This is a genomic window from Aliiroseovarius sp. S1123 (assembly GCF_023015885.1).
Taxonomy (GTDB): Bacteria; Pseudomonadota; Alphaproteobacteria; order Rhodobacterales; family Rhodobacteraceae; genus Aliiroseovarius.
This window is the reverse complement of the sequence record NZ_JALKBE010000003.1, coordinates 212,436-224,064: the sequence shown is the minus strand read 5'-3', so window position 1 is coordinate 224,064 and position 11,629 is coordinate 212,436. Positions and strand designations below refer to the sequence as shown.

At 60.2% G+C, this 11,629-nt stretch carries 13 protein-coding genes; 5 read left to right on the top strand and 8 right to left on the bottom strand.

What is annotated here, in order from left to right:
- Nucleotides 1-41: 41 nt before the first annotated feature.
- On the top strand, nucleotides 42-275 hold the full coding sequence (locus MWU53_RS07900; RefSeq protein WP_247092175.1) for a hypothetical protein: 234 nt from the start codon (nucleotides 42-44) through the stop codon (nucleotides 273-275).
- A gap of 64 nt (nucleotides 276-339) precedes the next feature.
- On the opposite strand, the gene MWU53_RS15990 is transcribed toward MWU53_RS07900, so the two are convergent.
- Nucleotides 340-1,581 (bottom strand): PqqD family protein, encoded by a 1,242-nt coding sequence (locus MWU53_RS15990; RefSeq protein ID WP_247092174.1) that lies wholly within the window; start codon nucleotides 1,579-1,581, stop codon nucleotides 340-342.
- Nucleotides 1,582-1,762: 181 nt separating this feature from the next.
- On the opposite strand from MWU53_RS15990, the gene MWU53_RS07890 reads away from it, so the two are divergent.
- A complete protein-coding gene (locus MWU53_RS07890) occupies nucleotides 1,763-1,996 on the top strand; it encodes a hypothetical protein (RefSeq protein WP_247092173.1) in 234 nt (77 codons plus the stop codon).
- A 317-nt stretch (nucleotides 1,997-2,313) separates the two neighbouring features.
- Nucleotides 2,314-2,949, top strand: coding sequence for a trimeric intracellular cation channel family protein (locus tag MWU53_RS07885; RefSeq protein ID WP_247092171.1), 636 nt, complete (start codon nucleotides 2,314-2,316; stop codon nucleotides 2,947-2,949).
- A 240-nt stretch (nucleotides 2,950-3,189) separates the two neighbouring features.
- Here the strand turns inward: MWU53_RS07885 and MWU53_RS07880 are convergent, their stop codons facing one another.
- The 3 genes from MWU53_RS07880 to MWU53_RS07870 are packed head-to-tail and all read right to left on the bottom strand — an operon-like array spanning nucleotide 3,190 to nucleotide 7,606.
- Nucleotides 3,190-4,647: a multicopper oxidase domain-containing protein gene (locus MWU53_RS07880; protein ID WP_247092169.1), complete on the bottom strand. Its 1,458-nt coding sequence runs from the start codon at nucleotides 4,645-4,647 to the stop codon at nucleotides 3,190-3,192.
- A 33-nt stretch (nucleotides 4,648-4,680) separates the two neighbouring features.
- Nucleotides 4,681-5,076 (bottom strand): Cu(I)-responsive transcriptional regulator, encoded by a 396-nt coding sequence (cueR, locus tag MWU53_RS07875; protein ID WP_247092523.1) that lies wholly within the window; start codon nucleotides 5,074-5,076, stop codon nucleotides 4,681-4,683.
- 19 nt (nucleotides 5,077-5,095) lie between these two features.
- Entirely contained in the window at nucleotides 5,096-7,606 is a 2,511-nt protein-coding gene (locus tag MWU53_RS07870; RefSeq protein ID WP_247092167.1) for a heavy metal translocating P-type ATPase, read from the bottom strand.
- A gap of 149 nt (nucleotides 7,607-7,755) precedes the next feature.
- Here MWU53_RS07870 and MWU53_RS07865 point away from each other — a divergent pair, with 149 nt between their 5' ends.
- Nucleotides 7,756-7,956, top strand: a complete 201-nt coding sequence (locus tag MWU53_RS07865; protein WP_247092165.1) for a heavy-metal-associated domain-containing protein — start codon at nucleotides 7,756-7,758, stop codon at nucleotides 7,954-7,956.
- A 1-nt stretch (nucleotide 7,957) separates the two neighbouring features.
- Here MWU53_RS07865 and MWU53_RS07860 read toward each other — a convergent pair whose 3' ends face one another.
- Complete coding sequence (locus tag MWU53_RS07860; protein ID WP_247092163.1) at nucleotides 7,958-8,497, bottom strand: hypothetical protein; 540 nt, start codon at nucleotides 8,495-8,497, stop codon at nucleotides 7,958-7,960.
- A gap of 75 nt (nucleotides 8,498-8,572) precedes the next feature.
- Here MWU53_RS07860 and MWU53_RS07855 point away from each other — a divergent pair, with 75 nt between their 5' ends.
- Nucleotides 8,573-9,175 carry a Crp/Fnr family transcriptional regulator gene (locus tag MWU53_RS07855; RefSeq protein ID WP_247092161.1) on the top strand — a complete coding sequence of 201 codons (603 nt, stop codon included), beginning with the start codon at nucleotides 8,573-8,575 and terminating at the stop codon, nucleotides 9,173-9,175.
- Here the strand turns inward: MWU53_RS07855 and MWU53_RS07850 are convergent.
- The 3 genes from MWU53_RS07850 to MWU53_RS07840 form a co-directional block, all read right to left on the bottom strand.
- Nucleotides 9,160-9,636: a DUF411 domain-containing protein gene (locus MWU53_RS07850; protein ID WP_247092159.1), complete on the bottom strand. Its 477-nt coding sequence runs from the start codon at nucleotides 9,634-9,636 to the stop codon at nucleotides 9,160-9,162. The genes MWU53_RS07855 and MWU53_RS07850 overlap by 16 nt on opposite strands.
- A gap of 93 nt (nucleotides 9,637-9,729) precedes the next feature.
- On the bottom strand, nucleotides 9,730-10,221 hold the full coding sequence (locus MWU53_RS07845; protein WP_247092157.1) for a cytochrome c: 492 nt from the start codon (nucleotides 10,219-10,221) through the stop codon (nucleotides 9,730-9,732).
- Nucleotides 10,218-11,627: a multicopper oxidase family protein gene (locus MWU53_RS07840; protein ID WP_247092155.1), complete on the bottom strand. Its 1,410-nt coding sequence runs from the start codon at nucleotides 11,625-11,627 to the stop codon at nucleotides 10,218-10,220. The genes MWU53_RS07845 and MWU53_RS07840 overlap by 4 nt, the downstream gene beginning before the upstream one ends.
- Nucleotides 11,628-11,629: the final 2 nt, after the last annotated feature.

The following is an 11,629-nucleotide window of genomic DNA, read 5'->3' as shown; positions in this document are numbered from 1 at the left end:
CGCGTTGATAGTCCTGACGCGAGATCTGGGCGCTGCCGCCGATGGAAGAACTTCGGCAGGTTCCGGGTCCGCTGGGTCCGCTTGGAATGCTTGGAATGCTCGGCCCGCTTGGAATGCTTGGCCCGCTGGGTATGCTTGGCGTGCTGGCCGGAGAGGGCGGTGACGCCGGGCTGACCGGGGACGGAGAAGAGGCGGGGCTGGGCGACGAGGCCGGGGAAGGCGCGCTAGAGGAAGCGCGGGCTAGGCTTAGTCCAGCCATGCTGGGCGCCATATAGGCACTGGCGGCCCCCAGTCCCAACCGAAGCAACGCGGCGCGGCGTGATATGCGCTTGCTGCCGCTCATTGCGCTGCCATGCTGTGAGAGGCAGGGGTGATCAGACGCGCGCGGGCCAAGCTGCGCATCAGGTTTTCGCTGTCTGTCGTGATTTGGTCAACGGGGACATCTGGAAACGCCTCGGACAGGATCTCGACGACCTCGGCCAGGTCTGTCGGCTCTTCCAGTAAGGCCCAGATCGCGGCCGATACCGGGTTCAAGCGGAAAATGCCAAGCCCCGATCCATCAGCCAGAAACGCCTCGTCGCCCACCACGCTTTCGGCCACGCCTGCAGCCTGTACATAGCACTGATTTTTGGTGAAGTCGGGGGCAGGGCGGTTAAGTTGGTCTAAGGGCGCCTGACGGTCATCTTGTGCAAGCTCGGGCAGCTGGGCGGCAGGCAGAGCTGCCAGATCCGGGTGGGTCGACAGGTATTCGGCGGCCTCTTCGGCGCAATGATAGCTCAGCCGATAGATTGGCAAGTGGCGCGTCAAAAGGTCGACCGAGCGCAGGATCGCCCCCGCGTGACGCGTGCGTGCGAAGTTCTGGGTGATCAGGCTGGCCAGCGCGTCTTCGCGTGCCATCGGGCTAAGCTGCGGCGGCTGCGGCGCGTCGCGACGCTCGAGCATCACCATCGCGCCCAAGGGAAGGCTTTCGCCCCATGGGGCGACGGGTGCTTTGGTAAGATATTTGTATTGGCGGTTCGACGGGCCGGGATCCTGCGCAACATCATCGTGAAAGCTGTCGCTGAAGCCTTCAGGTAGAGGCAAACGCAGGCGCGGCTGAATTCCGTTCGCGATGCCCGCGCAGCTTCGCGTGGTCGCATCCACGCGCACGGGCAGAAAATCATCTGAATACAGGGGTCTACCCAGACGCGCCAAGGCAATAGCCAAGGTGCTCTTGCCGGCGCGTCTGGCGTTAGGCATCACCACAAGACGCCCGTTAAAATCAATAGCCGCAGCATGCAGGCACAGCAAATCAGGGTCCGAGCGCAGCCGCTCCCACGCCATCTCGGCGACGATGTCGCAGACTGTGTTGACCCCATCCCAGGTACGGGGCGTTTCGGGCTGGTCCGCACGGATCACGTCCCAGCGGTCTGGCCCAGCGGGACGGATGGTGACGAACGGCGGATCACTTGGTGGAGTGTTCAGGGTGTGGTGCGGCCAGGCAGAAAGGACTGTGGGCAGCATCGCTGCAATCTCGTCTGCGTTTTCCAACGCGACGGGATGCTTCAGACCCTCAAATTGCACATACTGCGGTTCCACCACGCTCCGCTCCTATTTGTCGCTGATCATACCAGCGATTTCCCCCTTGCGCGTCAACGCAATCTGGCCTGCCCACAATTACTGTGCGGGCAGGCCGTCGATCAGGTGGGGATAACCCAGATCGATTTAGCTTTCACAGACTTTAACACCATCTGCGCGCGTAACCACCGTTCCACCGCCGCTGGTGCATTCTTCAGCCGTTGCCACGCGGGGGCCGCTCGGGCCGCTCGGCTCGGAAGGTACGCTGGCCTCGGAAGGCGTGCTTGCTTCGGAAGGTGCGCTGGCTTCGGAAGGTGCGCTTGCCGGCGACGGCGCGCTTGCAGGCGACGGTGCACTTGCAGGCGACGGAGCGCTGGCCGGCGAAGGCGCCGAAGATGCGTGGGCAGCCGACAGCGTGGTCAGCGCGGGTACGGAGTAGGCGGCCAATGCCAGCCCACCAATGCGGGTCAGCGCCTTGCGCCGGGAAAATACCTTGTCGTCTTCTTTGGTCATTTGCTCTGTCCTTTGTTTTCCATTCGGGCGCTATTGATTCGGGCGCCTCTACCCCTGATAGCACCTTGGCCGCGTCAAAAGTCTGAATGAGAGTGTCAGCGTTTTGTCAGGTTGCGGTCTGTGCAGAGTGCTGGGGGATCAGCTCTGCCTGTCCAATGCACCAGCGCTGCGCCACACCGGCCCGCGACGCATTTATGGCAGAATTGCTCGTCACCGGTGCCTGCGACGGCTAAGTTGCGAGCGATGGAATCGCTTACACTTCTCTTCGTGCCACTATCGCTGATCGCAACTGCGGTCATGGCGGCCTCAGCTGCAATTCAGGCGCGTCGCTTCAACCTTGATTTATTCGGCGCAACCGTTCTGGGCGTTGTCACCGCTGTTGGCGGGGGCACGCTGCGGGATCTGCTTTTGGGGCTGACCCCGGTTTTCTGGATCTCTGACCTACGTTTTCTAATGGTGGCGGTCCCTTCATCGTTGCTGAGTTTCTTCGTCGCGGCACGCATGCCGACAGGCAACGGGCGGCGGTTGGCCCTGTTGATGTATCTGGATGCGGTCGGGTTGGCGCTGTTCACCCTGACCGGCGTTCAGGTTGCCTTGGAAGCCGGGGTTGCGCCGGTTCTGACCATCGTAATCGGCTGCGTAACCGGTACGGCGGGTGGCATGATCCGCGATCTCTTGTGCAACATTACCCCAAGCGTCTTGCGTGAAGACCTGTATGCTACGATCTCGTTGGCAGGAGGTGCCGCCTATTTGGCGTTCTCCCAGTTTATGGGGGAATCGACGGCGACGCTTGTAACGTTCGGCCTTATCCTTCTCGCCCGTCTTGTCGTGCTGTGGATGAATCCTCCTCGCCCGGATGAAGAGACGTCCCGGAACTAGGCCGCACGCCTTCCCCCCGTCAGGGCCAAACCTGCGTCCAGACAAACGAAAGCCGCGCTTAATGGCGTAGCGCGAAAAGCGGCGAACCTGGCAAAGGTGCAGAAAGTTGTTCGAGCCAACACCATGGCTGCAACGGCCACAGAGTTGCAGATTATTGAGCACCCAACCAATTGCTATGCATCTGGAGACATAGGTGGCGAATGACTGCTTTCGTCCAATGCCATTTGCGCAAGCAATGCCCTAACCACTCACGGTAAACTGCCCCATCATGCCGCCATCCTCGTGCTCCAAAATATGGCAGTGGAACATATAGGGGAGTGCTTCTGTCGCCGGACGGTCGAACCGCATCAAGATCTCAGCCTCACCATCAATCAGGATCGTGTCCTTCCAGCCCAGGTTTTGTGGAAGTGGGGGGCGTCCGTTTTCGCTGAGCACCTGGAACATGACACCGTGGACATGGAAGGGGTGCATCATCATGTTGGCCGATACCCGCCATTTTTCGACCTGCCCCACCTGTGTTTTGAAGTTGATCTTCGACATGTCGAACGCTTGACCGTTGATCGAGAACCGGTCTTCGGCGCGACGCATCATCATGCCGGGACCCATGGCCATATCGAGCGTGATCCGGCGTCGGGCGGCTGAACTCGCATCCATGTTCGGACGCGATCCACCCAGCGCATCGGGCACTCGGGTTATCCGGACTGGCGCCGCCGGATCGACGACAAAGGGCAGCACCTCGAACGGTGGTCCAGAAGGGCGCCGCCGCCCCATCATGCCACCCATCATCCCTTCGTTGACGTTCTGTCCGCTCAGAAGCGAAATGTCCTTCCCGTTGCCGAAATCCACCAGAACTTCATACCGCTCGCCCGGCGCAAGGCTTAGGGTTTCCAGCGTGATGGGGGCGTCCAGCAGGCCCGTATCGGTGCCGATCAAATGCATGGGGCGGCCATCAGACAGCGCCAAAGTATAGATCCGCGCATTCGAGCCATTCAGCAGGCGCAGGCGGACCACCCCCTTTGGGACGATGGCGGTGGCACCCACTTGCCCATTGACCACCATGGTATCCCCAAGGAACCCCATCATCTGGTCATGCATGGTCACACGATATGACATGCGCCCATCCTGATCGAAGCGACGATCCTGCAGGACCACGGTCAGGTCATCTGTGCCATAGGTGGTTGGCAGACCGCGTGCATCGTCCTGCCCGTCCGTCAGGTGAAGAACACCCGCCAGACCCATTTGCACCTGTTGCGCGGTCTTGCCGTGCGTATGGCTGTGATACCAGACGGTTGCAGGGGGTTGGTCGATGGGAAGGACAGGGGACCAGGTTTGGCCGGGGTCAACCAGCTGATGCGGACCACCATCCACATCGCCGGGCACCACAAGCCCATGCCAGTGCACCGAGATCGCCTGGTCCAACGCGTTGTGAACAGCGACCGCAGTGTTGCCCGCATGGTTCAACCTGACGGTTGGCCCCAGGAAGGGCTGGTCAAACCCCCAGGTTCGGCTTGACGCACGACCCAGGAAATCCGTCTCGCCTGCTTGTGCGGTCAGCGAGAACTGTCCGCTTGAAGTGGCATCAACCAAGGGCGGCATCTGCAGGGGCTTTGAAGGCGTGGTGGCCCAAGCGCGGACCGGAAGCTGCGGTATCAAAGCAGCGGCGCCAAGACCGGACAGCAGAGTTCGACGAGAGATCATGTTCGACTTTCCTTATGGATCTGATGGGCAAGCTTAGCGGCGGTCATCACCGCTGAGACCTTCAAGAATGGGACAATCCGGGCGGTGGTCGCCGGCACACTCTTTAGACAGATGGCTTAGCGTGGCGTGCATGGCCTGAAGATCATTGATCTTCGCTTCGATCTCTTTCAAGTGCTTGCTGGTGATCTCTTTCACATCTGCACTGGCGCGCGTTTCATCCTCGTAGAGGGCCAGAAGGTTGCGGCAATCGTCAATGGTAAAGCCCAAGGCGCGCGCGCGGCTGAGAAAGGTCAGCTTGTGCAGGTCGATTTCGCGAAAGACACGGTAGTCGTTTGTATCCCTAAGCGGTTTAACCAGACCGATATCCTCGTAGTAACGAATGGTTTTTGCGCGAAGGCCGGTGCGTTTGGACACATCTCCGATATTCAGGTTCATGGTAGCCTCCCCTTCAGTTGGCGGCGGTGGCAGGTTTCAAAGTTGCGGGGCGCGCCGCTGATGGCGATGTTCCCGCGCCGATCGCAGGCCGGACCCAGCGCAGTCGCAAGGCGTTTGACAGGACGAACACGCTGGACAGCGCCATTGCACCGGCGGCCAGAACCGGTGACAGAAGCAGGCCAAACGTAGGATATAGCACCCCGGCCGCCACCGGGATCAGGAGTGTATTGTAGCCGAAAGCCCAGAACAGGTTCTGGCGAATGTTGCGCATGGTCCGGGCCGAAATGTCGAACGCGTTGACCACGCCGGTCAGATCGCCGGACATCAGCACCACATCTGCAGCTTCGATGGCCACATCGGTGCCGGTGCCAATGGCAATCCCCACATCGGCCGACGCCAAGGCGGGGGCATCGTTGATCCCGTCCCCGACAAAGGCCAGTTTGCCATGTTCCCGCAGGTTGCCAAGGGCCGTAACCTTGCCCTCGGGCAGCACCTCGGCCACGACATGATCGATGCCCAAACTGCGCGCGATGGCATTGGCTGTGCCCTGATTGTCGCCTGTGATCATGGCGACTTTCAAACCCAAATCGTGCAGAGCGTTAATCGCTGCGGGTGTTGTGGGTTTGATCGGGTCCGATACGGCGATGGCAGCGGCAATCTTGCCGTCGATGGCGGCGTAAAGCGGGGTGCGTCCTTGCTGCCCCAGCTCGGTTCCGGTGTCGCCGAGTTTGCCCAACGCGATACCGTCACGGGCCATCAGTCGGTCCGCGCCGATCAGAATTTGCCGCCCTTCCACAGTCGCGGTTACTCCGTATCCGGTGATTGACGCGAATTTCTCGACGGTTGGAAGGGACAGATCCCGCCCTTCGGCCGCCCGCAGGATGGCCTCGGCAATCGGGTGTTCGGATCCGGCTTCAACGGCAGCAACAAGCCGCAAGACTTCATCACGATCATAGCCATCTGCCACAATCAGGTCGGTCAGTTCCGGCCGCCCGGCCGTCAGCGTGCCGGTCTTGTCCAGAGCAACCACCTGTGTTTCCCCCAGCATTTGCAACGCGTCACCCTTGCGAAACAACACCCCAAGCTCGGCGGCACGTCCGGTGCCCACCATGATCGAGGTGGGGGTCGCCAGACCCATTGCGCACGGGCAGGCAATGATCAGGACCGCAACCCCTGCGACCAGAGCGAAGCTCAGCGCGGGATCGGGGCCGAAGATCAGCCAGGCCACGATGGTCACGGCGGCCACGCCCATAACGGCAGGAACGAACCAAGCGGTAATTCTATCCACCAGACCCTGAATCGGCAGCTTCGCGCCCTGCGCCTGTTCCACCATCTGAATGATCTGGGCCAGCATCGTGTCGGCACCCACCTTGGTCGCCCGGAAGCGCAGCGCGCCTGTGCCGTTCACGGTGGCCCCGACCACTTCGGCGCCCGTGGTTTTCTCAGCCGGCACCGGCTCTCCGGTAATCATGCTTTCGTCAACATAAGAGCTTCCAGACAGGACCTCTCCGTCGACGGCGATTTTTTCACCGGGGCGTACATGGATCACGTCGCCCACCGCAATGTCATCAATCGGAACTTCAACGATGTCGTCACCTCGTTCGACCCGGGCCGATTTGGCCTGTAGCCCGACCAATTTGCGGATCGCTTCGCCAGTGCGGCCCTTGGCGCGCGCCTCAAACCAACGGCCCAGAAGGATCAAAACGACAATCACTGCAGCTGCCTCGAAATAGACATTTGCTGTGCCCTCGGGCAGCAAGCCGGGCGCAAAGGTTGCAACGACCGAAAAGCCGTAGGCGGCCGAGGTCCCCAAGGCGACCAAAGAGTTCATGTCCGGTGCGCCCCGAAACAGCAGCGGAAACCCCTTGGTGTAGAAGTGCAACCCGGGGCCGAACAGCACGATCGTCGTCAATACAAACTGCAGAAGGCGGCTTGTCTGCAAGCCGATGCTACGTTCGATCCACATATGCATGGCCGGAAACAGATGACTGCCCATTTCAATCACAAAGACGGGCAGGGCCAGAATGGCGGCCACCAATGTGAGCTGCCCCAGCCGGGTGATCTCGGCCAGTTTTCGGCTCGCCTGATCGGAATCGCTTCCTTGCTTGACCTGTGCTGGATAGCCCAATTTGCTGGCCGCACGAGCCAAATCCGCTGGGGTGACAACGCCTTCAGCGTATCTTACCTGCGCTGTCTCGGTGGCCAGATTGACCGATGCGCTCAGAACGCCGGGCACTGCGGTCAAGGCACGCTCGACACGGCTGACACAGCTTGCACAGGTCATTGCTTCGATTTGCAACGTGACCTCGGCCATCTGGGCCGGATACCCGGATTGCTCTAGCGCGTCAGCCAAAGACGTTAGGGTTGCGGGTTCGGAAAACACGATGTCAGCGCTTTCAGAGGCCAGATTGACCGCTGCGCTATCGACGCCCGGAACGGCCGTCAAAGCCTTTTCGACGCGGCTGACACAAGATGCGCAAGACATGCCGTCCACGGACAGCCGGATTTGGGATTTCTCGGACATGGTGCCCTCCACTAAACGGGTTCTCGAGTCACACATGGGGGTTCCAGTAAGGGGAGGGTCAAGGGCGAAACCACACATTTTCTTGAGCATTGACCTTCCCCCTTGGGAAGCCCCACCTGCAAACGTGAAGCCACAAGAGGAGCCCTTGTATGCTTACATTCGATGTCCCCGACATGAGCTGCGGACACTGTAAAGCCGTGATTGAGAAAGCTGTCTTGACCGCTGATCCGCAGGCGCAACTGGCGTTTGATCTTGACGCCCACAAGGTCAGGATCACCAGTGACTTAACGGATCACGATTTGCTCGCCGTGCTCGCCAAGGAAGGCTATCCAGCGACAATTTTGGTCTAGATCAATGCGCCATGGTACCTGTCGCCATGCCCAAGTGGTGGGGTTGGTGGTGATTGCCGACGGCCATCAGGCCGAAGAAGCCCAGCGCCCGGATCATCTTAGCGTCTTTCGATGAGGTAACGGTCCAAACAATTTCATCCCCGTTCAAAAGCACCTGACTTGTCCAGCCCGTGTCGGCACTTAACACCGGCGCATGCGCGGGGACCATGCGCGAGACTGCGCCACCTCCAATCCCGGTGGTTTGCACGTGGAACCGTGCGCCCTCTGGCACGTCTTCTGTTGTTACGTCGGCATGCGTCACCAAGTCATCCATGTCGATCAGATGCTGGCGCAGGGCCGCGATATCGACCGCTGACCAATCTGTTTCTGGGTCGGCGCGCAGCAAGGCAACGATCTCGGCGATGGCGGCAAATGCGCCCTGACCGGGTTCGGTCGGCAGGACAGTTTGCGGCATATCACCCGCATGGTCGTGACTGTGCTGTGCGTAGATCGGCGCGGCTGCAAACAATGTGACAATCGCGAATATTGTGTGTCGGAGCATGTTTGACCTCTTGATCGAATGCGTGGCTCCAAAAGCTGGCGTCATTTGGGCCTGTTGGATATGATTTGAATCACAATGAGCAGTTTGATCCCACTCCCAGCGCCATTTGATGGCCTGCCCCTGTCCGATCTGCCGCGCCGCAGTTTGACGGGCGGAGAGCATCTGTTTCATCAGGGCGATAGGGCGCGCGGCATGTTCTTTATTGAACAAGGAGAGGTGCGTCTGGTGCGCCACACGGAAGCGGGGCAGCTGGTCACGATGTTCAGGGCAGGGCCAGGCGACACGCTGGCCGAGCCGTCGCTATTCAGCGACCACTATCACTGTGACGCCATCGCTGACCGGGACAGTACCGTTCGCGTACTCGACAAGGCCATCGTGTTGGGCGCCATGACAGAGGACACTGCTTTTGCAATCGGTCTGGTTCAACGGCTGTCGGCGCAAGTCCAGTCTTATCGCCGCAAGCAAGAGTTGCTGGCGATCCGGTCTGCGCAGGACCGGGTTCTTGCGGGCCTTGCAGATGGGTGGATGACCGGAACGGTGGTGGCTTTCGCCAGCGACCTTGGGCTAAGCCACGAGGTCGTCTTTCGTGTGCTGTCGGATCTGGTACGCGACGGGCAGGTCGAACGCCCCGCCCGCGGCGTCTATTGTCTAAAGCGCACCGATCAGGCGGCGTCGTAGTTGTTGAAAACCTCGGTGCTACCATCCTTGCGGATCAGGTAGACGACATAGGCGTCTCGCTCGTTCTCTGGCCCCATGCCGGGTGATCCAAAGGGCATTCCGGGAACGGACAGCCCCACCGCATCAGGGCGCTCGGCCAGCAGGCGACGGATGTCAGCGGCGGGTACATGCCCTTCGATGAAGTACCCGTTCACCACGCCGGTATGACATGACACCATGTCCTGCGGGATACCGTTCGTTTCCTTATAGCGTGACAGGGCATCCCACGAGGCATTCTGAACTTCCAGGTCGAAGCCTTCTTGCTGCATGATTGCCATCCAGGCGCCACAGCAGCCGCAATCCGGGTCCTTTAGAACCTGTATCAGAGGGCGAGAAGAGGCACTAATTGGCGTGGCAAGTCCGATGCAAGAGGCGCCAAGCCCCGCAAGAAACAGGCGCCGGTCAAGTGTCGGTTTGGTCATGTCTTTTCCTTTGTTGTTCGCGCAGACAGCATGATCTTGGCCCTTGTGGCCGAGGCCGCCGCGAGATGTGATGATAATGGTCGAGCCGGGCAATCATGAACCGCCCTGCATTTGTTCACCTGTGGTGCGTGTGGCCTGCATCTCGCGGATGCGTTCAGGCCAGGTGGATTTTATAAAGGCCAGGATGTCCCAGATTTGTTGATCGCTAAGACTGCTTTCAAACCCCGGCATCCCGCTGGCAAATCCAGATACACCGCGCGTTTCAAGCGCAGCCTGTCCACCGCGTTTGGTATAGTCAAACAACAACGCATCGCCGTGGTGCCAAGTGTGACCGGTTTGGTCATGGGGTGGGGCAGGAAGGACGCCGTCCTCGCCCGCTGCCCGCCAGTCGGGTTGGCCCTCAAGCTTCGCGCCATGGCAAGCGGCACAGTTCTCTGCATACAGGACCTTGCCCGCAACAAGATCCGAGTCCACAGGCTGCTGTGCAGGCTTGGCTTGCGCATTTACGGGGCTGAATGCTGTGAACGCGATGCCGAAGGCCATCAACCCGGGAGCGCATAGTGCAACAAGTGTTCCGCGTCTCATGCTGCCACCCGGATCCAGGTTTTCATACCCGCCTTTTGGTGTGACAGCATGTGGCAATGCAAAAGCCAGTCCCCCGGATTGTCCGCCCGAAACACGATGCTGCGCGTTTCCCCACGATCCATCAGAAGTGTGTCGCGCAGAGGGCCAAGCGAGCCATCGGCCAGACGTTCCTGAAAATGGTGCCCGTGCAGGTGCATGGCGTGTGGAAACGCCGTGTCGTTTTGCATCGGAATTTCGACAATGTCGCCCACGGCAACCTCAACCAATGGGGCTTCAGGCAGACCTGCGACGCCATTGAAAGTCCAAACCTGCCCTTGTTCGACCAATTGCTGGATCGACAGGCGTTCACCCTTCCAAATCCCCTGACGCAGCCCCCCCATCGCGCCGCCTTCCATGATCAAGTGCGCCTCGGTCGTGGCCTGCGCTGTCTCAAGAGGGACAAGCGGATTGGATGGCAAAGGGTTGATTGCCCCGCGCGCGGACGAACTGCCCCCGGCCGAAACATGGAGATCTGCAAGTACGAAAGCCTCGTCACGTTCATGGATGGCAATCAGCGCCTGGTCACCTTCGTCAGCAGTGACATCTACAATGAAATCCGCCCTTTGGGCCGGACCAAGGACAACGTGGTCGGTGTGTTCGGGCGTTTGCAGTGGCATGCCATCCAACGCCACGATGGCGCCGCTTAGGCCATGAATGCCAATCATCATGACGCGGTCCACCGCGACATTGACCAGCCGCAGGCGCAGCCGCTCATGGCGGCGCAGTTGCGATATCTGCGGCAAAAGGGATGCCTGCACGAAGTTTCCGATCCGTCCCGCATGCGTCCAGTCATGCATTTGGTCGAAATCTTCGATGATCTCTCCGCTTTCACGAAGCCGCCAATCATCCAGCACCACAGAAATATCATGGTCGACTTCTGGCGGCTCGGCCTCATCGACAATCAACAAACCATAGAGCCCCCTTGCGATCTGCTCGGTGGATTGGTTGTGCGAGTGATACCAGAATGTGCCCGCATCTGGTGGGGTGAAGTCATAGTCAAACTGCCCGCCGGGTGCGACGGCCTCCTGCGTTATACCCGGAACACCGTCCATCGCATTCGGCACCCGCACACCGTGCCAATGAACAGAGGTGGGCTGTGGCAGCTCGTTCACCAGTCTGCGCATCAAGCGTTCGCCCTGTTTCAGGCGCAACAGAGGGCCAGGTACCCCGCCATCATATCCCCAGATCGGTGTCTCGGGGTATTCAGCTGGCCGCAGGCGCGCGGTCGCCGGGCGGGCCACCAACCGAGGTATGGTTTCAGCATGTATAAATCCCGGCGTCGCAGCAAGCGCGGCGGTTCCGGCCAGAAATGTGCGGCGGTTCAGTTTTGGCCCAGAAGTCACTTGGGCTTTCTGTGATGTGTCCATGC

Coding starts and splice junctions, on each gene's coding strand:
- MWU53_RS07900 (WP_247092175.1), top strand. CDS start 42: ATGGAAGAACTTCGGCAGGTTCCGGGTCCGCTGGGTCCGCTTGGAATG.
- MWU53_RS07885 (WP_247092171.1), top strand. CDS start 2,314: ATGGAATCGCTTACACTTCTCTTCGTGCCACTATCGCTGATCGCAACT.
- MWU53_RS07880 (WP_247092169.1), bottom strand. CDS start 4,647: ATGATCTCTCGTCGAACTCTGCTGTCCGGTCTTGGCGCCGCTGCTTTG.
- MWU53_RS07870 (WP_247092167.1), bottom strand. CDS start 7,606: ATGTCCGAGAAATCCCAAATCCGGCTGTCCGTGGACGGCATGTCTTGC.
- MWU53_RS07865 (WP_247092165.1), top strand. CDS start 7,756: ATGCTTACATTCGATGTCCCCGACATGAGCTGCGGACACTGTAAAGCC.
- MWU53_RS07860 (WP_247092163.1), bottom strand. CDS start 8,497: ATGCTCCGACACACAATATTCGCGATTGTCACATTGTTTGCAGCCGCG.
- MWU53_RS07855 (WP_247092161.1), top strand. CDS start 8,573: ATGAGCAGTTTGATCCCACTCCCAGCGCCATTTGATGGCCTGCCCCTG.
- MWU53_RS07850 (WP_247092159.1), bottom strand. CDS start 9,636: ATGACCAAACCGACACTTGACCGGCGCCTGTTTCTTGCGGGGCTTGGC.
- MWU53_RS07845 (WP_247092157.1), bottom strand. CDS start 10,221: ATGAGACGCGGAACACTTGTTGCACTATGCGCTCCCGGGTTGATGGCC.
- MWU53_RS07840 (WP_247092155.1), bottom strand. CDS start 11,627: ATGGACACATCACAGAAAGCCCAAGTGACTTCTGGGCCAAAACTGAAC.